Annotated in this window: 21 protein-coding genes; 4 read left to right on the forward strand and 17 right to left on the reverse strand. The window is 71.8% G+C overall.

All coding sequences use genetic code 11. The features are described from left to right. Positions 1 to 307: 307 nt before the first annotated feature. The 8 genes from AB0G02_RS11270 to AB0G02_RS11305 all read right to left on the reverse strand — a co-directional run bounded on the left by AB0G02_RS11270 (position 308) and on the right by AB0G02_RS11305 (position 9,487). Positions 308 to 454, reverse strand: a complete 147-nt coding sequence (locus tag AB0G02_RS11270) for a hypothetical protein (protein WP_360792580.1) — start codon at positions 452 to 454, stop codon at positions 308 to 310. A gap of 94 nt (positions 455 to 548) precedes the next feature. Further along, on the reverse strand, positions 549 to 1,850 hold the full coding sequence (locus AB0G02_RS11275; protein WP_360792582.1) for an APC family permease: 1,302 nt from the start codon (positions 1,848 to 1,850) through the stop codon (positions 549 to 551). Positions 1,851 to 1,995: 145 nt separating this feature from the next. Then, the gene (locus AB0G02_RS11280) at positions 1,996 to 4,161 is read right to left on the reverse strand and encodes a hypothetical protein (RefSeq protein ID WP_360792584.1); all 2,166 of its coding nucleotides are present in this window, start codon (positions 4,159 to 4,161) and stop codon (positions 1,996 to 1,998) included. A gap of 17 nt (positions 4,162 to 4,178) precedes the next feature. Then, positions 4,179 to 5,129: a 5'-methylthioadenosine/S-adenosylhomocysteine nucleosidase gene (locus tag AB0G02_RS11285; protein WP_360792586.1), complete on the reverse strand. Its 951-nt coding sequence runs from the start codon at positions 5,127 to 5,129 to the stop codon at positions 4,179 to 4,181. A gap of 211 nt (positions 5,130 to 5,340) precedes the next feature. Next, complete coding sequence (locus tag AB0G02_RS11290; RefSeq protein WP_360792588.1) at positions 5,341 to 5,850, reverse strand: NUDIX domain-containing protein; 510 nt, start codon at positions 5,848 to 5,850, stop codon at positions 5,341 to 5,343. A 108-nt stretch (positions 5,851 to 5,958) separates the two neighbouring features. Next, positions 5,959 to 6,669 (reverse strand): NUDIX domain-containing protein, encoded by a 711-nt coding sequence (locus AB0G02_RS11295; RefSeq protein ID WP_360792590.1) that lies wholly within the window; start codon positions 6,667 to 6,669, stop codon positions 5,959 to 5,961. Positions 6,670 to 6,739: 70 nt separating this feature from the next. Beyond that, on the reverse strand, positions 6,740 to 8,425 hold the full coding sequence (locus tag AB0G02_RS11300; RefSeq protein ID WP_360792592.1) for a glycoside hydrolase family 43 protein: 1,686 nt from the start codon (positions 8,423 to 8,425) through the stop codon (positions 6,740 to 6,742). A 108-nt stretch (positions 8,426 to 8,533) separates the two neighbouring features. Continuing rightward, positions 8,534 to 9,487 carry an AsnC family transcriptional regulator gene (locus tag AB0G02_RS11305; RefSeq protein ID WP_360792594.1) on the reverse strand — a complete coding sequence of 318 codons (954 nt, stop codon included), beginning with the start codon at positions 9,485 to 9,487 and terminating at the stop codon, positions 8,534 to 8,536. 90 nt (positions 9,488 to 9,577) lie between these two features. Between AB0G02_RS11305 and AB0G02_RS11310 the strand changes: the two genes are divergently transcribed. From AB0G02_RS11310 to AB0G02_RS11325, 4 genes are all read left to right on the forward strand, one after another. After that, positions 9,578 to 10,882, forward strand: coding sequence for an MFS transporter (locus AB0G02_RS11310; RefSeq protein WP_360792596.1), 1,305 nt, complete (start codon positions 9,578 to 9,580; stop codon positions 10,880 to 10,882). A 131-nt stretch (positions 10,883 to 11,013) separates the two neighbouring features. After that, positions 11,014 to 11,823 (forward strand): glycoside hydrolase family protein, encoded by an 810-nt coding sequence (locus AB0G02_RS11315; RefSeq protein ID WP_360792598.1) that lies wholly within the window; start codon positions 11,014 to 11,016, stop codon positions 11,821 to 11,823. Between the two features lie 19 nt (positions 11,824 to 11,842). Continuing rightward, entirely contained in the window at positions 11,843 to 12,583 is a 741-nt protein-coding gene (locus AB0G02_RS11320; protein WP_360792600.1) for a thaumatin family protein, read from the forward strand. A gap of 51 nt (positions 12,584 to 12,634) precedes the next feature. Further along, positions 12,635 to 13,783 carry a GyrI-like domain-containing protein gene (locus AB0G02_RS11325; protein ID WP_360792602.1) on the forward strand — a complete coding sequence of 383 codons (1,149 nt, stop codon included), beginning with the start codon at positions 12,635 to 12,637 and terminating at the stop codon, positions 13,781 to 13,783. A 71-nt stretch (positions 13,784 to 13,854) separates the two neighbouring features. On the opposite strand, the gene AB0G02_RS11330 is transcribed toward AB0G02_RS11325, so the two are convergent. The 9 genes from AB0G02_RS11330 to AB0G02_RS11370 all read right to left on the reverse strand — a co-directional run. Next, on the reverse strand, positions 13,855 to 14,652 hold the full coding sequence (locus tag AB0G02_RS11330) for an alpha/beta hydrolase (RefSeq protein ID WP_360792604.1): 798 nt from the start codon (positions 14,650 to 14,652) through the stop codon (positions 13,855 to 13,857). Positions 14,653 to 14,695: 43 nt separating this feature from the next. Next, positions 14,696 to 16,006, reverse strand: coding sequence for an MFS transporter (locus AB0G02_RS11335; protein WP_360792606.1), 1,311 nt, complete (start codon positions 16,004 to 16,006; stop codon positions 14,696 to 14,698). A 155-nt stretch (positions 16,007 to 16,161) separates the two neighbouring features. Next, positions 16,162 to 16,989 (reverse strand): SAM-dependent methyltransferase, encoded by an 828-nt coding sequence (locus AB0G02_RS11340; protein WP_360792608.1) that lies wholly within the window; start codon positions 16,987 to 16,989, stop codon positions 16,162 to 16,164. Positions 16,990 to 17,043: 54 nt separating this feature from the next. Then, complete coding sequence (locus AB0G02_RS11345) at positions 17,044 to 17,289, reverse strand: phosphopantetheine-binding protein (RefSeq protein WP_360792610.1); 246 nt, start codon at positions 17,287 to 17,289, stop codon at positions 17,044 to 17,046. Further along, positions 17,286 to 17,675: a 4'-phosphopantetheinyl transferase superfamily protein gene (locus AB0G02_RS11350; RefSeq protein WP_360792612.1), complete on the reverse strand. Its 390-nt coding sequence runs from the start codon at positions 17,673 to 17,675 to the stop codon at positions 17,286 to 17,288. Before AB0G02_RS11350 ends, AB0G02_RS11345 begins: the two co-directional genes overlap by 4 nt. 10 nt (positions 17,676 to 17,685) lie before the next feature. Then, on the reverse strand, positions 17,686 to 18,516 hold the full coding sequence (locus AB0G02_RS11355) for a hypothetical protein (protein ID WP_360792613.1): 831 nt from the start codon (positions 18,514 to 18,516) through the stop codon (positions 17,686 to 17,688). Between the two features lie 5 nt (positions 18,517 to 18,521). Next, the gene (locus tag AB0G02_RS11360) at positions 18,522 to 19,430 is read right to left on the reverse strand and encodes a diiron oxygenase (protein ID WP_360792615.1); all 909 of its coding nucleotides are present in this window, start codon (positions 19,428 to 19,430) and stop codon (positions 18,522 to 18,524) included. 61 nt (positions 19,431 to 19,491) lie between these two features. Beyond that, positions 19,492 to 20,715, reverse strand: coding sequence for a serine hydrolase domain-containing protein (locus AB0G02_RS11365; protein WP_360792617.1), 1,224 nt, complete (start codon positions 20,713 to 20,715; stop codon positions 19,492 to 19,494). A 6-nt stretch (positions 20,716 to 20,721) separates the two neighbouring features. Next, on the reverse strand, positions 20,722 to 21,788 hold a 1,067-nt coding region (locus tag AB0G02_RS11370), incomplete at its 5' end, for a beta-ketoacyl reductase (protein ID WP_360792619.1).

Raw genomic sequence — 21,788 nt, forward strand, 5'->3', positions numbered from 1 at the left:
GCGCACGGCTGCGTGCCGCGACCGGGCACCAGGTGCTCGTCCTTCGGCAGGCCGGAGCCGTCGGCGCTCAGCCGACCGAGCGTGCGCCCCCGACGCGCGATCGGCCTCTTTCGAACGAACGAGCGGGAAGCTGCGGCGGCGCGACCGGCTCACCGGAGCGCGTGCGTTCTCGCCGCGCCACCCCGCTCAGCCCCAGCGAACGTGCGACCCCGAGGGGCGTCACGCGAGATCCCAGCGGACGCGCGCCCCCGTCGCGCCGTCACCGCTCAACCCCAGCGGGCGCACGGCTCTCGCCGCGCGACCGGGCTCACCCCAGTGAGCGCTCGCCTTCGCCGTCACCGGGCGTCGGCGTGGAGACCGGCTGCGGCCGGTCGGCCACACCGGCGGACCGCGCGATCCAGTCCGCGCCCAGCCTCGTCCGACGGGGGTTGGCGACAGCCCTACCGGTGTTCATCTCGTGCACAGGTACCTCCAAGTAAAAACAAACACGCCCTCTAGTGGTTACCGAAGGCGGCACTGGTCAAACGATGAGGTGAATCACCCGGAGGTCAACGCTCACCCGGCCGGGTACGCCGCGTGCGCACCGCGTTCACGACGGCGAGCAGGACACCGAGGCCGATCAGGACCAGGCCCCTCAACCATACCGAGCCGTCGATCCGGGTGAACAACAGCAGGCACGAAGCCAGGCCCAACCACGGGACGACGACGGGAACGCGGAAGTGATCGGCCTCACCCTCGTCGCGGCGCAGCACGAGCACCGCGGCGTTGACCGCCGTGAAGACCACCAGCAGCAACAGCACCAGCGTCTCGGCCAGCGAGGCGACCTCGCCGGTCAGCGCGAGGACCAGGGACACCGCCGACGTCACGAGCACCGCCACCCACGGCGTGCGGCGGCCGGGCAGCACGCGGGCCAGCACGGGCGGCAGCAGGCCGTCGCGCGCCATGCCGTAGGCCAGCCGGGACGACATGATGCCGGTGAGCAGCGCGCCGTTGGCCACCGCCACGAGCGCGACCAGGCCGAACAGCCACTCCGGCACACCGCCCGCGAGGCGCACCACCTCCAGCAGCGGCCCGCTCGACGAGGCCAGCTGGTCGGTCGGCACGGTGGCGCTCGTCACCACGCCGATCAGCAGGTACACGACCCCGGCCGTGAACAGGGCCCCGAACAACGCCCGCGGGTAGGACCGACGCGGCTCCTTGACCTCCTCGGCCAGGTTCACCGACGTCTCGAAGCCGACGAACGAGTAGTAGGCCAGCACGGTGCCCGCCAGCGTGGCGGTGATCACGCCCCGCTCCTCGGTGCCGACCTCCGCGAGCCGGCCGAAGTCGGCGTCACCGCGCAGCACCACCGAGGCGCCCAGGCCGATGATCAGCAGCAGGCCGCCCAGCTCGATGAGCGTCGCCACCACGTTCGCGCCCAAGGACTCCTTGATGCCGCGGATGTTGAGCAACGCCAACGCGGCCAGGAACACCACCACGACCGCGATGGTCGGCAACGTCACCAACGCGCGCAGGTAGTCCCCGGCGAACGCCCGCGCCAACGCGCCCACCGACACGACGCCCGCGGCCAGCATGCAGAACCCGACCAGCGAGCCGGCCGCCGCGCCGAACGCCTTGGTGGCGTAGTGGGCCGATCCACCCGCCTTCGGGTACTTCGTGGCCAGCTCCGCGTAGGAGCCGGCGGTGAGCGCGGCGAGCACGAGGGCGGTCAGCAGCGGCAGCCACACCGCGCCGCCGGACTCCGCCGCGACCGAACCGACCAGCACGTACACACCCGCACCGAGGATGTCGCCCAGGATGAAGAAGTACAGCAGGGGCGTGCTCACGGCCCGGTTCAGCGAGGTGACCATGCCGTCCAGTACCCCGGGCGACGCCCGTCGAAGCAGGAGCCGCCCGACCGCGTGGAGGAATCCGTCACACCACACCACCGGGAAGGGCCCGCCGGACCCGGACGTCTCCCCTCCGCACGTCCGGATCCGACGGGCTGCTCCCAGGTCAGTCCTCCAGCGCGGCGAACCCGCCGCCGGTGATGCCCTGACCGCCGTTGATGCCCTGACCGCCGTTGATGCCCTGACCGCCGTTGCGCTCGGACCAGTCGCGCAGCCGCTGCTTGCGCCGCTCCTGCTCCAGGGCGATCCAGTCGCGCCCCTCGGCGGCGATGGCTTCGAGCGTGCGCAGCGCCGAGGTGACGCCGGAGGTGTCCATCGCGAGCTGGAGCAGCGCGGCGGGGTCCTCCAGCGCGGGGTCGACCAGGCCGTGGAAGTTCTCCACGACCGCCGTGATGACCTCGCCGCTGTTGAGGGTCAGCGCGAACTGCCTGCTGCGCAGCCGGCCGACGTCGAGCGGCTGGGGCTGCTCGTTCACCTGCAGGACGTGCCGCCGGTCGTTCGCGACGCGCGTGCCCGCCTCCGCCACCTTGGCCGACGCCAGGGCCTCGTACCGGAACGACGTGCGCCGCTCGTCGCGGACCGTGCCGTCGAGGAAGTCCAGGTCGACCTCGATCTCCCGCACTCCGCTGGTGGTGAGCAGGAAGATCAGCACGATGTACTCGGAGTAGCGGACGGGACCGTGCGGCACGCGGGCCCGGAACGCGTTCGGGGCACCCTGGGTCATCACGACGTGGTCGATCAGGTCGCGGTTGGTCAGGCCGGTCCGCTCCAGCGCCACCGTCTTGAGGTAGGACTTGTCCAGGTCGAGCCAGGTCGCCATCTCCTCGTCCTCGGGCCGGTCCGCGAGCACCTGCACCCACGCCGAGTAGGCCTGCACCTCCTGCTCCGACAGCCGCGCCTCCTCCGCCACCAGGTCGGCGTGCACGCGACGCGCGGACAGCACCGCGATACCGCCCTGGATGCCCAGTAACGCGCCGAGGCCCAGCGCCAGCGCGGCGCCGACGAAGCCCTGACCGGCGGCCACGAGCAGGCCGACCACCACCAGCGCCACGCCCGTGCGGCACACCGCCGCGGTGGTCGCCTTCGGTCGCAGCTCGTCGCGGTAGGCGAAGAAGGTCCCCGAACGCCACCGGCTCGCGGCCCGGTCGGCGTGCCACCGGATCAGCCAGTTCAACGCGGGCGGGATGACCTGGGCGTTGCCGTACGCGGTGACCAGCCTGGCCTTGAGGTGCTCCCGCAGGCCCGCGGTCGCGCCGAGCCAGTCGCCCGCCACGTGCGGCCAAGCCTCCCGGAACCACGCCTCCACCTGCCCGTCGACGGCCCGCACGAAGTCCGTGCTCACCCAGTGACCGGGCGAGGTGATCGGCGCGGGCAGGTAGGGGAAGCCGTGCTCGGCCTCCTTGCGGACCAGCCGGGCGGTCTGCGCGGCGCGTTGCACGCCGAAGCTCAGGGCCAGGTACCCGCCGGCGATCGCGATCAGCAGCGGGATGACGGCACGACCCACCGACGGGGCGTCGAACAGGCTGATCACCCCGATCACCGCCAGTGCCGCGCCGCCGAGCAGCTTGGCCCACGTCATCGGCAGGACGGTGGGCGGCGAGTACAGCAGGTGGCGGGGTTGCGCGGGCTCGGGCTCGAAGAACTTCCAGGCCCGTCCGGCCCGATCCGGTTGCAGGCGCTCGAAGATCACCCGCTGGGCGTCGAGGGCGTCGAGGTGGTCCTGCAGCGCGCCGCCGAGGACCGCGCCGAGGTGCCGGAAGATCTCCTTCTGCAAGTCGCCCGGCAGCGCGCCGAGGCGGTTGAGGACCTGCTGGAGCGAGCCGGTGTCGAGCTGGCCCACCATCGCCTGGCTCCAGACGCACGACATCAGCTCGCGCACCACCTCCAACGCCGCCCGCCACCGGTCGACGGACGGGAAGGACGACGCGGCGTGGAGCGCGATGCCGAAGTTCTCGATCACCGTCGCGTCGAGCTCGTTCAGCGAGCGCTCGCTCACCACGGACAGGGCGTAGTAGTACACCATCCGGCTCGTCGCGTGACCGTCCAGCACCAGCCTGCGCAACAGCTTCTCGGCCTCGCGCGGCACGCCGCCCCGGAGGTGGTTGAGCGCGACCTCGAAGCGCCGCTCCGGCGGGTCGCCCTGGTTGACGTGGTAGGTGTTGTTGTTGGTGTGCAACGTCGAGCCGCGCAGGTCGTAGCCGACCTGCGTGCGCACGGAGGAGTTGTCGGCGGCGACGTTGTTGTTCACCATGTTGGGGAACGCGGCGCCCATCGGCGGAGGTGTCGGGTTCACCGGTGGTCCCCGTTGCGGAACGGGGACGCGTCCGCGCCGAAGCTGAAACCGACCTGCCGGCCGACCCGGGCGTTGTCGCGGGCCGTGTTGTGGTTGACCATCGTCGGCATCGCTCCGGCCGCCTCCCCCGGCGAGGACCGGTCACCCGAACCGGCGTCACCTGAAGCGGCGTCACGGGAACCGGTGTCACGCGGTCCGGGGTCGTGCGCGTCGAGCATCGCGGCGACGGCCACGGCGAACGCGGCGGCGTTGCGGGCCGCGAGCTGCTGGGAGCCGGAGCCGTCCGCCTCGTACTTGCCGCCGTCCGCGTGGTCGCTGATCGCCCGGATCGTCGCGGTCGGGATGCCGTTGTTGAGGTGGCCGGCCAGGGCGAACCCGGCGCTCTCCATCTCGACGGCCACGGCGTCGTTGTAGTGGTGCTGCAGGTGTCGAGCCGGGTCGGAGGTGCGCGAGTCGAGCAGGACGTCGCCGGCGGCGATCGGTCCGAAGTGGACGGCCGGGGCGTCCGCGCCCCCGTGGTCGGGCAGGGCCCGGAACCACCGGTCGTCGCGGGAGATCCGGCCCGCCACCTGCTCGATCGCGTGGGCGATGTCCCACGCGCGGGGCCGGCTGCGGAACTCCTCGTCCCTGCTCAGCCCACCGTGGTAGGCGTACACGCGGGTGCCCACCACGACGTCACCGAGGGTGAGGCGGTCGCGCAGCGCGCCCGCGATGCCGACGAACACCATGGCGGTCGGGGCGAACTCGACCGCGGCGCGCTCGGTGAGCGTCGCCGCCGTCAGGTTGCCCATGCCGGTCGCCGCGACGGCGATCCGGCAGCTCGGCTGTCGGGCGAGCACACCCACTTCGAACAACGTGCCGGCACCGTGACGCCGGGTGCTCAAGTCGGTCAGGTGGGCGAGCACCGCGTCGTATTCCAAGTGAAGCGCGGTCAATATCACGATCATCGGTCCACTCCATCGCGGTCCGTGTGACGGTTATATTGGAAGAAGTGACGGACATGGCGAAACCGCAGGTCTCGCCGGCTGTGCGAGCGCGCGAAGGCACACCGGGAATACGCACGCCAAGTGAAAGAAGACACGCCGATGCGGCGCAGCGGGACGTTAGTCCATGCGGCCGGACGTCGTCAAATTGCGAATATTTTCTACAAACAAAACCCTAGAACTGCGGAAATCCCGTTCCGGGCGTGCCGCCCTCCCCCGGCACCCGGCCTTCGCCCAGCCACGCCGCCAGCGCGTCACCGACGATGTCGCGGTGGTCGAACGCCACGCCCGCCGCGGGGTCGAGGAACTCGTGCAGGGAGATCCACCGCGCGGCACGGGCGTCGCTCGCGGCCACGGCGCGGGGCGCCCTCTCGGCGTAACCGCGGTAGGCGATGCTGACCACGTTCCCGCGCGGGTCGCGGCCCGGCGTGCCGTAGCTGCCCACCTCGGCCAGCCCGGTCGGGGCCACCTCGACCCCGGTCTCCTCGGCCAGTTCCCGCGCGGCGGCGACGCGCGGCGCCTCACCCGCCTCCACGAAGCCGCCCGGTAAGGCCAGGCAGGCGCGGAACGGCTGCTTGTCCCGTTCGATCGCGAGCACCGAGAGCACACCGCCCGGTTCCGCGAAGAGCACCACGTCCACGGCGAGGTCGCACGCGCCCCGCCGGCCGTCCTCGTTGTCGGTCATGCCGCCACACTAGGTTATTGTCAGACTGACAGCAACCCTGAGACGGTCGATCATCCTTCAGTGAAGCCAATTGTCACACTGACATCAACCAGTTGGCCGCAGTGCCGGTCATGCACCGGACTGGCGCGACCGCATCATCGGCGGTGACAGCCGCGTCGCGTCCCCGGCCCGGTAGAGCGCCGCCGGCCGGCCGCCCATCGTCGGGCGCTTGTCCCCCGTGGCGACGACGAAGCCGTCCGCGGAGACGACCTTGCGGTGGAAGTTGGGCGCGTCGAGCTCCACGCCCCAGACCGCCTCGTACACCGCGCGCAGCTCGGCAACGGTGAACTCCTCGGCGCAGAACGCCGTCGCGACGGTGGTGAACTGGAGCTCGTCGCGGGCCAGTTCGAGCGCGTCGCGCAGGATGTCGTCGTGGTCGAACGCGAGCCGCGTCCCCTCCGCCTCGTCCACCGGCACCCAGCGCGCCGCGCGGGCGTCGGACCCGGCGGTCGGGCGCGGCAGGTCGGGCGCGATGGCCAGGTAGGCGCACGTGATGACCCGGGGGTCGCGGGGGTCGCGGTCGGGGTGGGAGTAGACGCCGACCTGCTGCAGGTGCAACCCGGCCGAGTCCACCCCGGTCTCCTCGGCCAGCTCGCGGGCTGCCGTCTCGTCCAGGCTCTCCCGACCGCGCAGGAACCCGCCGGGCAGGGCGGGCATCCCGGCGAACGGCTCGTTCGCCCGCTCGACCAGCAGGACGTGGAGCCGGTGGTCCCGGATGGTCAGGATGACGAGGTCGGCGGTGACGGTGACCGTCTGCCGTGCGCGGCGCTGCGGTGACACGGGAGCAGCCTAGCTTCTTGTCGACTCGACAGGAAACCGGACCGACCGCCCCCGCGCCACCGCGTCGCGTTCAGCCGCGGATCACCGGGATGGTGATTCGGACGGGGGTGCTGCGGTGCGGGCCGGTGTTGGCGGCGTCGCGGTAGGTGCCGTCGGCCCGGTGGCGTTGGTAGGTGATGGTCAGGCGGGCCGGGCCGTGGCCGGTCGGGGTGACGGTCACCTGGTCGCCCCGGACGGTGACGGTGCCCGCGTCGGTGGGTGAGAGGTCCGCGCGCACCCGGTTCTGCGGGTTGGCGAGGGTGAACCCGGCTCCGCGCGCGCTCGTCACGTGGACCGTCGTGGTGGCGGTGCCGCCGGGACGCGGGTGGAGCACCCGGTCGTCCGTGCGGATCCTCAGCGGGCCCACGCCGGACGGCAGCGGTTCGTCCCCTGTGGACGCGTCGATGGACAGGCCGCCGTCGAGGTGCAGCCGGGAGGTGTACAGCGCCCGCGGGGACGTGGTGGACGGCCTCGCGTGGTGGACGTAGTAGAGCTGCCTGCCGTCCGGTGAGCCGATGACGCCGCCGTGCCCGGTCGAGTACAGGCCCTGCGCCGGGTCCTGGGACAGCACCGGGTTCGACGGGCTCTTGCGCCACGGGCCGAGCGGACCGGTGGCGGTCGCGTAGCCGACGCCGTAGAACTCGTTCTCGTAGTTGTTGGCCGAGTAGGTCAGGTAGTAGCGGGGGTTGCCCTGCGCGTCGACCGTCCTGATCGTGGTCGAGCCCTCCGCCCACCGGCGGTCCTTCTTGGCACCGCCCGACTTCGCGTGGTCGTCGACGTGCGCGTTCTCCCACTGCTGCTTGTCCGCGCCGTAGGAGACGATCGGCACGTAACCGTCCTTGCGGACACCGGGCGCGTCGTCCGGCGTGCGGTTGCTGTCGCGGTACGCGGGGGCGATGGCCGGCATGGTCCGGCCGGTCGGGTCGCGCCACCAGTCACCGGTCAGCTCGACGGCGTAGATGTTGGACTCCTCGACGTACTTGCCCAGGTCGGTGTCCCACACCCAGTTCCGGTAGGCGTTGCGCGAGAAGTACAGGTAGATCCGCCCGTCGGCGTCGAAGAAGACGTTCGGGTCGATGTACGGGATGTAGGTGCCCAGCGGCGCGGTCCGGCCCTCCTCCAGCGTGGCGGGCGGCTTCTTCTGCTCGGCGTCCATGATCAGGTTGACGTCGTGGTAGGCGGGGTCGTAGGGGAAGTAGTCCAGCGGCGCCTCCGCGATGTCGTGGAACGGCCCGGCCGGCGAGCGCGACACGGCGACGCCGACCTTGCACGGCTCCTCGAAGTCCGCGTACCGGAAGTGCTCGGCCACGCCGCGGTTCATCCTGGCCGCGTAGAACAGGAAGTACAGGCCGGTGTCGGCGTTGTGGTAGACCTCCGGCGCCCAGAACCAGTCGTGCGCCCAGTCGCCGTCCTGCCCGGCCCGCAGCGCGCCACCGGGCAGGTGCTCCCAGGTGGCCAGGTCGGGTGAGCGGTAGACGGCGAAGTGGTAGCCGGGGTCGGCGCCCTCCGTGGAGTAGGCGTAGTAGTAGCCGCTGGGGCGGTCGAACAGCACGAACGGGTCGGCACCGGGGGTGGTGGCGTCGTTGTGGAAGGTCGCGTCGGTCGTCCGGGCGGGGGCGGTCGCCCCGGCAGGGTCGGCGGTGGCGGTGGCGGTGATCGTGACCGGCAGGAGGAGCAGGGCCGCGAACGCGGCGACGAGCAGGGCGTTGCGTCGCATGGCTCCCATCTTGCCGCCGCACGGGACGCCCCGCTGCGCGGCGAAGATGTCCCCCGGCGGGTGGGGACCGCGGGGTGATCTTGCGGCGGCGCGTTCGGCGCGGCGGCGTCAGGTCCTCGACGCGGGAGGGGCGGCCGCCTTCACGATCCGCAGCACCGGGGCGGTTTCCACGGCCCGGATCGCGTCCAACGACCCGAGCCGCCGGGTCAGGTAGTTGTGCAGCGCCGCCGGGTCCGGGCAGAGCGCCTGGGCGACCAGGTTGGTCCGCCCGGTCGTGGCGGCGACGTAGGCCAGCTCCTCGTGCCGCGCCAGGTCGCGGGCGACCCGGTCGAGGTGGGCGGGCGCGACGGACATCCACAGCAGCGCCTGGGTCGCGCCGCCGAACCGGGCCACGTCCACCTCCACGTCGAAGAACAGCGCACCGCTGCCGTGCAACGCGCCGATCCGCCGCGCGACCGTCGCCGGCGACCACCCGGTAGCGGCGGCGAGGTCCGCGAGGCTCGTCCGGCCGTCCCGGCGCAGGGCGGCCAGCAGCTCGGCGTCGTCCGGGGTGACGGCGGCCGTCGTCGGCTCCACCTCCGTCGTCAGCGCCTGCTGCTGGTCCGGCGTGAGGACGTTCGCCCGACCGCGCCACGCCGTCGGCCCACCGCGGTACATGTGCAGCAGGTAGTGCGCCGACACCGCCGTGATGCCCGCCGTGCGCGGGATGTCGTGCAGCAGCAGGGAGTGCGCGTCGCCCTCGACGGGCGTGGTGACGATGGCGACGATCTCCGTGCCGCCGGACGCGAGCTTCACCCACGACGTGTCCGACCGCCGGGCCAGCGCGCGGGCGATCCCCTGGGCGGCGTGCGGACCGGCGACCAGGCGCGTCAGCCACTGCGCCTGCCCGTTGCGCGTCGGGTCGACCAGCCCGAGCACCCGCAACGACGCGTCGGCCCGCAACCTGCGGTACCGGCGGGCGATCGTCTGCGTCGACACGCCCAGCACGGTGCCGATGCGGGCGAACGACGCCCGTCCGTCGATCTGCAACGCGTGCACCAGAGCGCGGTCGACGTGATCCATGTCGTGCATTCTGACCCCGGAAGTGGAAGATTCGTTCATCCCGCCCCCGGAAGTGGAACGCGTCGGGCGGCGGAGCACACCATCGACGACGTGCTCATCGACACCCGTCACCGCCACCGTTGGCCGGCGCTCGCCACCCTGCTCACCGCCGAGGCCATGAACCTGCTCGACGCGACGATCGTCCAGGTCGCCGCGCCACGCGTGCACGCCGACCTGCCGGGCCCCGAGTCGGACGTCCAGTGGTTCAGCGCCGCCTACACGCTCCCCTTCGCCGTGCTGCTGATCACGGGTGGCCGGTTGGGCGACATCTTCGGGCGCAAGCGCGTCTTCCGGTGGGGCGTGGCCGGTTTCGTGCTCGCGTCCGCGGCGTGCGCCCTGGCCACCTCGGCGGACGTGCTGATCGTCGCCAGGGTGGTCCAGGGAGCGGCGTCGGCGCTGGTCGTCCCGCAGACCATCGGCCTGATCCGGGCGATGTTCGACGAGGACGAGCGCCCGAGGGCGCTGGGCGCGATCGGTCCGGTGATGGGGCTGGCCGCGGTGTCCGGGCCGGTGCTCGGCGGCCTGCTCAGCCAGGTGGACTGGCGGCTGGTCTTCCTGGTCAACGTCCCGCTAGGGATCGCCGTGCTGCTCACCTCCCACTGGCTGCCGGACGACCGCCACCCCACGCGCCTGGACGTCGTGGGCACGCTCCTCGTGGTGGTCGGCGGTGTGCTGCTGGTCCACCCGTTGATCGAGTGGCGGGCGAGCGCGTGGGTCGAGCTGGTGGCCGGGCTGGTGGTCCTGGTCGTCTTCGGGTGGCGGCAGCGCCGGGCCGCGGTTCCCCTGGTCGAGCTGAGCCTGTTCGCCACCCCCGGCTTCCCGCCCGCGCTGGTGGCCGTCTGCCTCTTCTTCGCCGCCACGACCGGCCTGCTGCCGGTCGTGGTCCTGCACCTCCAGCTGGACCTGCACGAGGGCGTCCTCGCCTCCGGGCTCGCCCTGCTGCCCTGGTCGTCCGGGCTGGCGCTGTCGTCGGTGGCGGCGGGTCGGCTCCTCCAGCGCCGCGGCCCGGGGCTGATGTTCGCGGGCCTGGCGGTGCTGGCCGTCGGTGTCGTCGGCACGATGTGGCACCTGCTCGTCGGGCTGGCCCTGTGCGGGGTGGGGGCGGGCCTGTTCACGACCGCCTTCTTCACCCACGCCCTGTCGATGGTCCGTCCGCACGAGTCCGGGTCGGCGGCCGGGCTGATCAACGCGGTGCAGCAGTTCGGCGGCACGCTGGGCGTCGCGGTGATGGGCACGGTCTACTTCGGCTCGGGCGTCCGCGACGCCTCGTGGGTCGCGGTCGTGCTGCTGGCCGCGACGGGCGCGGCCGCGTTCCGGCAGTGGCGGGCCACCCGTGAGCCGACGACCGCGCCCTGATCGACGGTGTGGCCCGAGCGGACGATTGACAGCGGTCCAGACCACGTCCCACCCTGATGGGAGCGCTCTCACGTCCGTCGCCGCGCACGTGGTCCCCGTCGGATCTCGACGATCAGGGAGGAACAAGGCGCATGCGAGTCCCACGACGACCTCTCGCCCTCGCGCTGGCGGTGGTCACCGCCCTCGGCGTGTTCACCACCCCCGCCGCGGGCGCCGCCACGAAGAAGGGCGTGAGCGTCAACAACCACCCCGGTGTCGCCACCGCCCTCGTCGACGTGCGGGCCGGTTGGTACTACACCTGGGCGTCCGACACCCAGGGTGTCACCACCCCCGCCGGCGTCGAGTTCGTGCCGATGATCTGGGGCGCGGGCGCGGTGGACGACGCGCAGCTCGCCCGGGCCCGGTCGCTGGGCACCACCCTGCTCGCCTTCAACGAGCCGGACCTGGCTGGTCAGGCGGCCATGTCGGTCGAGCAGGCGCTCTCCCTCTGGCCGCGGCTCCAGGCCACCGGGATGCGGCTCGGCGCACCCGCCGTCGCGTTCGGCGGCGACCGCGCGAGCGGTTGGCTCGACCGGTTCATGAGCGGGGCCGCCGCGCGCGGCTACCGCGTCGACTTCATCCCGCTGCACTGGTACGGCAGCGACTTCTCCACCGCCGCCACCGGGCACCTCCAGAGCTACGTCCAGGCCGTGTACAACCGCTACCACAAGCCGATCTGGCTGACCGAGTACGGCCTGATCGACTTCACCGGCTCCCAGCCGAGGTACCCGGACCAGGCGCAGCAGTCGGACTTCGTGCGCCGCTCCACCGCGATGCTGAACGGCCTGTCGTACGTGGAGCGGTTCGCGTGGTTCTCGCTGTCGACGCGCACCACCCCGACCGGCCTGTACGACGGCGCCACGCCCAACGCCACCGGCGTGGCCTACCGGTCCGTCCCTTGATCGTCCTGGAGGAGGAGCGATGCGCAAGTTCCTGTCCGCGGTGATCACCGTCGTCGCCGCCCTCACCGCGGTGAGCCCACCCGTCTCCGCCGCCGCCGACCACACGGTCACGTTCGTCAACCGTTCCGGTCGGCCGGTGTGGATCGGCAGCACCGTCAACGCCGACGGCTCCCGCGCCCTGACCGGCCTGCCCACCCTGCAGAACGGCCAGTCGGCCACCATCACCATCCCGGAGTCGAGCACGCCGAACCACTGGCGCGGCAAGTTCTTCGCCCGCCAGGACTGCACCGGCACGTCCGGCAGCACGTTCCGCTGCCGGGTCGGTGACTGCGGCCCGCTGGCGGACCGCTGCACCACCGGCGAGCAGCCCGCGAGCCTGGCGGAGTTCAACTTCGACCGCAACGACTGGCTCGCGCCCTGGTACAACGTCAGCTACGTCAACGCCTTCTCGCTGCCGATCACCATCGAGGCGCGCGACGGGGTGACGCCGCCGGGTTCCACCGAGTGCACCGCCGTCGGCTGCCCGGAGGACCTGCTGCCGTACTGCCCGCCGGAGAACCTGACCCGGTGGGCCGACGGCAGGCCGATGCTGTGCACCAACCCGAACCGCGACGCCCGGACCGCCTACAGCAACGCCCTGTCGTCCCGCTGCCCGAAGGCCTACGCGTGGTCCCGGCAGGACACCGAGCCGGGCAACCAGGTCGTCCGGCAGTGCCGCCAGTGCACCGGCTTCACCGTCACGTTCCACCCGGTGGCCTGATCCGGCACCCTCCGCGCCCGTGCCGCCTATTCCAGTACTAGAATAGGCGGCATGGCGCTGACGGACGGCGAGTTGACGGTGCTCGGGCTGCTGCTCGAACAACCCCGCCACGGGTACGACCTGGAACGGGTCATCGAGGAACGCGGGGTGCGGGCCTGGACGGCGCTCGGCTTCTCGTCGATCTACTACGTGCTCGACAAGCTGGCCAAGCGCGGCCTGGTCGAGCAGACCGGCCCACCGCCGTCCGGGAAGTCGCGAGCCACCTTCCGCGTCACCGAGTCGGGACGCGACCAGTGCCTCGCCGCCACGCGGGACGCGTTGGAGGAGGTGTCACCGGTGCGGGCGCGCGTGCTGATCGGCCTGGCCAACAGCCCCGCCCTGCCGGACGCGGAGGTGGCGACCGGCCTGGCCCGCCGGCTGGACGCGCTGCGGGCCACGCTCGCGGAGGTCCGGGCGGCTCGAGCCGACCAAGGACCCCTGCCCGCGGCGGCTGACGCCATCTTCGACCACAGCGAGGCCATGCTCACCGCGGACATCGGCTGGACCGGTACCGCGCTGCGCGCTTTCACGGAGGAGCACCCGGTGGACAAGTACGACGTCAAGAAGGCCCACAAGGCGCTCTACTCGCCGCCGTCGGACCGGTTCACGGTCGTCGACGTGCCGGAACTGCACTACCTCGCGGTGGACGGTCGGGGTGACCCGAACACCTCCACCGCGTACCGCGACGCGGTCGAGGCGCTGTACTCGGTGGCGTACGCGCTGAAGTTCGCCGCGAGGAAGGAGCTGGGCCGGGACCACGTCGTCGGCCCGCTGGAGGGGCTGTGGCGAGCGGACGACCCGAGCACCTTCACCGCGCGCCGCAAGGACGAGTGGGCGTGGACCATGATGATCAACCGGCCCGACTGGGTCACCGAGGACCTGATCGCCGCCGTGGTCGAGCGGGTGGCGGGGAAGAAGGACCTGCCGGCGCTCGGCCTCCTCCGATCGCTCACCCTCACCGAGGGCAGGTCCGTCCAGATCCTGCACGTCGGTTCCTACGACGACGAGGCGCCCACGTTGGAGCGCCTGCACCACGAGTACCTGCCCGCGAACGGCCTCACGTTCAACGGCGACCACCACGAGGTCTACCTCAGCGACGCCCGCCGGACCGCGCCGGAAAAACTCCGGACCGTCCTTCGGCAACCCGTCAGGCCCGTGTAGTCGACGATTCCGGTCGAGTTGGAAAATGCCGGGGAGATCCCCTTGCGACCTCCCCGGCGAGGCCCGCGGCGCTAGGCGAGGAATTCTTCGACTATCTTCAGCAGTTCGGCCGGTTTCTCGATCGCCGCCGCGTGGCCGGAATCGATCTCGACGTACTCGCTGCCCGGAATCGCTTCGTGGAACTGCTTCGCGTAGCGCACGGGGACCAACTGGTCGTGCTTCATCCCGACGACGAGCGTGGGCGCTTTGATGTTCCGCACGTGCTCGCTGATGTCGACCCGGCTCACCAGCTCGATCAGCTTGACCATTCCCTCGGACGGCATGAGCCCGGCGCGCAACCGGAGTCGATCGCCCGCGCTCATCGAATCCAGGTACTCGTCCGAGAGCACGTGCAGGAGCGTGTACTCGGCGAAGGCGTTCCCGTCCAGTTCGGCCAGGCGCAGCCACGTCCGCACCAGCAGGCGCTGCCACGGCTGGCGGTAGTGGACGAACCCGCCCAGCACCACCACGCGGCGGATCAGGTCCGGCTCCTTGCCGGCGGCCGCGGCGGCCACGACGGCGCCGGTGGAGATGCCGAAGAGGTCCACCGGGCCGCGCGCGGCGGCCTTCACCACCCCCAGCACCTGGTCGGCCAGCATGTCCACGTCCACCTCGCCGTCGGGGAGCGGGGTGAGGTGGCTGCCCGAGTAGCCGGGCACGATCGCGGTCCGGCGCGGTGTGAAGTGGTCGAGCAGGCTCGCGAAGCTCGTCTCAGGGTGGCCGGTGCCGCCGTGGATGAGCACGAGCTCCGGCCCCTGGCCGTCGCCCTCCACGTAGTAGCCCACCGGGATCCCGGCGACGTCGACGCTGCGCTCCTTCGTACTCAACATCCGTTTCCATCCCGTTCTGTCGGAGGTGCCCGTCGGACGGGTGTCACTTGGCGGCGGCGGACTGCTTCCCGGCCTGGTCGACGACCTCTCCGCCGCGTGACAGCCACCAGGTGAGGAACGCCGCGACCGCGGCGAACGCCGCGGCGATGGGCAGCAGGGGGACCGCGGAGCCGGCGGCGGTGAGGACGACGGCTCCGAGGACGCTGGACAGGAAGTTGGCCAGGTACGCGGCGGAGGTGTTCAGCGACGTCACGAGCGACGCGCCACCGGGAGCCGCGTAGGCGATGATGCGGTGCTGCTGCGGCCCGATGACGGAGTACGACACGACACCGCTGAGCGCCGTGGCGACCGCCACCAGGACGAACGTCTCCCGGATCGGGAGCATGAGCAGGAACACCGCGGCGACGCCGGTGGTCGCGCCGATGACGACGCGCCGCGGGTCGTAGCGGTCGGCCAGGGAGCCGGCCGCCAGGTTCCCCGCCGTGGCGGCGATCCCGAAGACCAGCAGCAGGAGCGCGAGCCGGGCCTGCTCGCCGCCGATGGCCGACGCGAAGACCGCGCTCATGTAGGTGAACGGCAGGAAGATGCCGATGAACGCCAGCAGCGTGACGACCAGGACCCGCAGGACCCGCCGGTCGGTCAGCGGCGCGATGCGCTGCCGCAGCGACGCGCCCTGGTCGAGCCGCACGGGCGGCAGCAGGACCGCGATGACGACCGCGACGACGGCGGCGACCCCGGCGACGAACCAGATGGCCGTCTGCCAGCCCCACGTCCCGCCGATGAGCGTGCCCAGCGGTGCGCCCAGCACCAGCGACAGCGTCGCGCCGGCGGTCACCATGGCGATGGCACGCCCGCGCCGCTGGTCGCCCGCGAGGTGCGCGGCCGTGGCCACGGCGCTCGCGATGAACAGCGCCGCGCCCGCGCCGGCGAGCACGCGGGACGTCAGGACCAGCCAGTAGACCTGCGCCGAGGCGGTCACGGCGTTGCCCACCGCGAGCAGCGCGACGCCGGTCACCAGGACCCGCCGGCGGGGCCACCTGCCCGTGAGCGCGGCGAGGACCGGACCGAACAGCGCGTACGCGATGGAGAACAGGCTCACCAATTGACCGGCCGCCGCGGTACTGACCTGCAACGTCCGGTTTATTTCCGGGAGAAGGCCGACGATGATGAATCCGTCGGTTCCGACCACGAATGCCCCGAGTGCCAGAATCGCAGTGCGCGCACGCCAGGGCTGCTCGACTGCGGTCTTGTCGTTCTCAGCCACCCCGATGCGACCTCCAAGCCAGATGACGGCATTTTCCGGTGTTCGACACCCCGTCCCCAGTATGGCAGTGCGGGCTCGTGCTCGCGTCACTCGGACGCGTGCCGATCACGTGCGGTGGCGTGCGTCGACATACGCGGCGCGGGATGGCCGATCGGATGTCGGAGAGCGATGAATGGGCGTCCGATACCGCTTCGTCCAGAATGGGCGGAACCATTGTCCCTCTCCGGGTCGCGCACGCCACGACGTCATCCGCGCGCCGCCGCGACGGCGCTGATCAGCCAGTTCCGCGGCACCCCGCGGGCCTTCCGCGGTGCGACGGCGTACGGCCAGCGGCTCTCCCCCGCACCGGGTTCCCCCGGCTGCTTGAGGTCGCGCACCGACCAGCCGCAGCGCTCCAGGAACCCCTCCGGGTCGTCGGTGCCGAACTGCCACGGCGTCCCGTCGTCCCGCAGCGACCGCAGGAACGGCTGGGTCATCGGGTGGCGCAGCGTGGTCGCGCTGGTCATGTCCACGACCAACCTGCTGTCCGGTGGGCAGGCGCCGGCCACCGTGTCGAGCAGCCGCTCGACCTGCTCCTCGGTGAGGAAGAAGAGCAGCCCCTCGGCGACCCACAGGGTGCGCCGGCCCGGGTCGAACCCGGCCGACTTCAGCAGGCCCAGCCAGTCCCCCGCCAGGTCGGCCTCGACGGGCACCGTCCGCACCCTCGGCCCGACCGCCAGCGCGGCCAGGCGCGCTCGCTTCTCGGCCAGCAGCGCGCCGTGGTCGACCTCGTAGACGGTGGCGCCGTCCGGCCAGTCGAGGCGGTGCGTGCGCGCGTCCATGCCGTTGGCCAGCAGCACGACCTGCCGGATGTCGGTCTCCCCGAGGATCCCGGTGAGGGCGTCGTCGATGTACCGGGTGCGCACGGCGATGAAGTCGGTCACGCCGGCGCCCCGGTACCGGTCCAGCAGCTCGAACCCGCGCGGTTCGGCCAGGTGCCGGGCGAGGTCGTCGCGGAACAGGCCGTCCGCGCGCTCGCCCTCCAGCGCACGGGCGGCCGCGGTCCACTGGGCGGTGTAGGAGATGTCGTCCACGCAGATGTCTTCCTTTGCTCGCGACGGTCCGCGGCTCGCGCGCACCGAACCGGCTCAGTGGGACAGGAAACGCTTCTCGATGGTGTCCAGCGTGCGGACGTCGTTGATGTCCAGGGAGTCCAGGTCGATCTCCACGCCGCTCGTCTCCTCGATCAGGAAGACGAACTCGACGAAGGAGAGCGAGTCGACCAGTCGGTTCTCGATCAGGTCCTCGTCGGGGGCGACGTCGGTCCGGCCCTCGTTCTTGGCGAGGACCCAGTCCTTGATGACGTCGATGCGCGTTGTCGCTCGCTCGGTCACGGATGACGCCTTTCTCCTGTGTGCGCGGCCGCCGCGACCGCCACGGCGTACGCGCCGTCGTGGGCGAGGCTGACCGATATCTCGGAGCTCAGTCGGGCGGCCTCGGCCAACCGCGCCGCGGTGCCGCGGAGGTGCACCACCGGCCACCTGCCGGCTCCGCCCTCCACCCGCATGGAGCGCCACGGCACCGGCCGGTCGCGTTCGTGGAACAGCTTGAAGACCGCCTCCTTGACCGCCAGGACCCCGGCCACGGCGCTGGGGTCCAGGCAGCCCTGTCGGGTGCAGGACTCGATCTCCTCCGGCAGGAGCATGCGGGTGAGCACCGGCCGGAGGTCGGGCTGGACGAGTTCCTCGGCGCGGGAGAGCAGCACGATGTCCACCCCCACCCGCGGCGCGCTAGACGAAGTGGGGTTCACGGAGTGCCTGCTCCACCACCGCGCGGGCCTGCCCGGCGCTGCCGTGGCGGTCGACCAGGACGGCCAGCCACCGCTCCAGCCCGAAGGCGACGCAGCCGGTGAACGCCGTGGAGCCGTCCGGCTCGACGGTGATCCGGCACCGCTCGCCGAAGAAGTTCCGGTGCGTGTTGACCGACGCGATGGCGAGGTCGTCCACCTGGAACTCGTACTTCACCGGTTGCACCCGCTGGAGCAGCGCGCGTGCGCCGTCGGCTTGGAAGAACGGGTCGCTCGCGGCCTCCACGGTGACGTCGAGGGACAGCCGCCCGAGGAACTCCTCGATGCGCTGCCGGAACCGGCCGATCACGGTCTGCGTGTGCTCGAACGACCCGATCGCGACGATCTCCCGCATCTGGAAGCTGAGCAGCCGGCGCAGGCCGTCGAACCGGCTCTCGTTGCGGAAGCAGCGGTTCACCAGCGTCACCAGCGTGTCCCGCGGCACCTGCCGGTCCTGGTGCAGCAGGTAGGCGGCGAAGCAGGTCGCGGTGGGCAGCCCGAGGTGCGGCCCGACCACCCGCTCCGGCGGGAACCGGCCCTCGGACGGACCGGGGGTGGGTGCCTCCAGGCCGCCGGCGACGAGGGCGAGGTGCGGGAAGTTCACGTAGAGGTCCAGGTTCGCCAGCTCGTCCACCGGGTAGACCGGCGGCGCGGAGATCTCGCCCGCGCCCGCGTCGGTCGCCCACCGGGCGAACGTGTCGTCCAGCAGCCGCAGCAGCGCGGTCTCCTCGGGGCCGAGGATGGCCAGGCCGCCGGTGATCCGGCTGCTGCCCACCTCGGTCACCGCGCGCCCGCCGGCGCGTCGTCGGAGGCGGCGCCGTCCCGCAGGAGGCCGTTCTTCGTGAGGAACGACAGCGTCTTGCGGAACACCTGCGCCTCGAACTCCGGCCGGCGCGGCCCGGTGAGCAGCCGACGCCGGACCTCCAGCGGGTTCGGGATGCCGGCGTCCCGGTAGACCTGCGGGTTGAACAGCGACTCGAAGCTGTAGGTCATGTACCGCTTGAGGTAGTCGCTGACCTGGTCCAGCTCCTCGGTCGTGGCCTCGCCGCGGAAGCCCTCGAACAGGATCCGCACCAGCTCCCGGCCGAACGCGATGTGCCGCGACTCGTCCTGGTGGTGGATGCGGTTGATCTGCCGGATGGTGTCGTCGAGCCGTTCGTCGGCCGCCATCCGGGAGTTGAAGTGGTCCACCAGCTCCTCGAAGATGAGGATGCGCGCGAAGACCAGCAGGCTGGCCGCGTTGCTCGGCGGGATGGTCTCCGCACCGCCCCGGGGCTGCTTGTAGATCTTCCCGCCGTACCGCAGGCAGAACTGGGCGAAGAACCACATGTGCTCGTTCTCCTCACCGATGAAGTGGTGGAAGAACTCCGACGGGGTGGCGAACTCGTCGGTGTGGATGCGCCTGGTGACCTCGATGAGCAGCTCGCGGATGCCGTGCACGTTGAGGCTGTAGAAGTTCACGCTCTCGAACTTGGACAGCCGGAAGAGCTGCTCCTGGCTCAGTTCCACGGCGATGTCGGTGCCGTGGGTGGTGGTGAGCTCCGGGCTCATCCACCACATCTGTTGCGGCAGCGCGTCCGGCCACTCGAACATCTGGTACGGGTTGTAGTAGTCCTCGATCGACATCGAGCTCAGCCGGTCCAGGATCTCCCGGAGCCGTTGGCTGTTGTCGATGAGCGCGCTCGTCATCGCGGACAATCCCTCCATTCGTGACATGACGTGCTCGGACTTCGGTTGCTCCCGGCGCGGGTCAGGCCCGACCGCCCGTCAGGGGTTCGACGGGTCGGCGGAGCCGGCGCACCGACTCCACCGCGGTCCGGCCGAGTCGGGCCGATCGTTCGTCCGTCGGCGCGTACTGGTCGAGCCGGTTGTTCAGCCGGGTGGACGTGTAGGCGAAGACGAGGCCGTCCTCGGGGACGGCGAAGACCAGTGCGCAGTCCTGCCCGTAGTGGCCGAACGACGCCACGTCCACCCCGGCCTGGGTGAGGTTGGGGTCGGGCAGCATGAAGCCGAGCGAGTAGGCCCGCTCCCGCGCGAACACGCGATCGGTCCCGCGCCGTTGCAGCCGGGTGGCGCGCTGCAGGGTCTCGGCGTTCCAGAAGCGCACCCCGTCGACCGGTCCGAGGGTCGCGGCGAACACCCTGGCCAGGGACCGCGCGGTGGAGACGGCGTTGCAGCCGGGCACCTCCGCGCTCAGGTAGCGCAGCGACTTCTCCGCGTTCAGCAGGTTCGGGTTCATCTGGGACCTGCTGAGCAACGAGGACTTGTCGCCGAGCAGGTGGATGATGTCGGCGGCCGTGCCGCTGCCCGCCGGGCCCGCCTCCTGGAACGGCTCGACCCGGGCGAAGTCCGTCGCGTCGATGCCGATGCGGACGTCGACGCCCAGCGGCTCCCGGAACTCCTCCCGGAACAGCTCGTCGACCGTCTTCCCGGTCGCCCGGCGCAGGTACTCGCCCACGCCCCAGCCGAAGGTCAGGTCGTGGTAGCCGTGGTCGGTCCCCGGTTCCCAGTAGGGGCGTTGCGCGGCGAGCGCCTCGACCGCCGGATCCCACTCCAGCACGTCGTCCACGGAGAGCCGGCGGTCGACGCCGATCAACCCCGCCTGGTGGCTGAGGAAGGTGGCCAGGGTGATCGAACCCTTGCCGGCGGCGGCGAACTCCGGCCACACCTCCGCGACGGGGCTGTCGATGTCGATCACGCCGCGCTCGTGCAGGGCGTGCGTGATGATCGACAGCAGCGCCTTGCTGACCGAGCGCACGTTCTGCAGCCGGTCGGGCTCCCGTCCCCGGGAGCGCAGGGAGACCCGTTCCTCGCCGTCGACGTAGACGCACAGCTCGCCGTTCGAGTCGTGCCCCTCCTCGTGGATCCGGTCGAACTCCTCCACCAGCGGGAGGAACTCGTCCGACGACGTGCCGGTGATCCGCTCCGAGTGCGCGGAGTCCCGACCTGCCCGCGGTCCGACCGTCGTCCCCATGTCGCCTCACACCTCCGTCAGGCGCTTCTCGATGTCGGCGGCCAGCTCGCCGAGCGTGGGCTTGTCGAAGCAGATCGAGGCCGGCAGCGGCACCGACAGGCGTTGCTGGAGCTTGTTCCTGATGGTGAGCGCGTTGAGCGAGTCCATGCCCGTCGTCGTCAGGTCGAGCTCGCCCAGCTCCTCGACGTCGTACCCGAGCACGCGGGCCACCACGTCCTGGCAGCACGCCATGATGTCGGCCGGGGTCGTCGCGGCCGGCGAGGTCGGCTCGGCGGCCGCCGGCCCGGACGCGCGGGTCAGGCCGGCGAGGACGGGGTTCGACGCCAGGTGGTGGTCGGGGTCCAGCTCGTGCCAGCGGGTCGGCAGCACGGCGACCTGTCCCGCCGACCAGCCCTCGATCGCGGCCCGCACGGCCGGCCGTCCCTCCTCGCGGGAGATCGTGCCGACGCCCTGGTCCTCCAGCCGGCGGAGGAAGTCGTCGTTGCCGGCCAGCACGCCGACGTCCGACCAGGACCCGAGGTCCAGGGACAGACCGGCCAGCCCGAGCGCCCGGCGGTGGCCCGCCAGCGCGTCCAGGAAGGTGTTGGCCGAGGCGTGGCCCGCCTGCCCGGGGTTGCCGAACAGACCGCCGTAGGAGGACGTCATCACGAAGACGTCGAGGTCGGGCGCGTGCTCGGCGGCGCCGCGGTGGAGGTTCCACGCGCCCTGCGCCTTCGGGCCGAGCACGCGCGCCATCCGGCTCCAGTCCGTCCGGTCGATGATCGCGTCGTCGATGACGCCCGCGGCGTGCACGACACCGCGCACGCCGGAGCCGTCCGAGGAGTACTCGACGAACAGCCGGTCGACCTGCTCCCGTGAGGTGACGTCGACCCGCTCGGTCCGGATGTCCGCGTCGTACTCCTGCCGCAGCCGCTCCAGCTCCTCGACCCGCTCCGGGGCGGGAGCCCTCCGACCGCCCAGGACCAGCTTCCTGGCGCCCAGCTCCAGCAACGCGTGCGCGCACTCCAGGCCGATGCCGGACAGGCCGCCGGTGACGAGGTACCAGCCGGTCGGGTCGAGGCGGGCGCCCGCGG

It is taken from the genome of Actinosynnema sp. NPDC023658 (assembly GCF_040639995.1).
Lineage (GTDB): Bacteria > Actinomycetota > Actinomycetes > Mycobacteriales > Pseudonocardiaceae > Actinosynnema.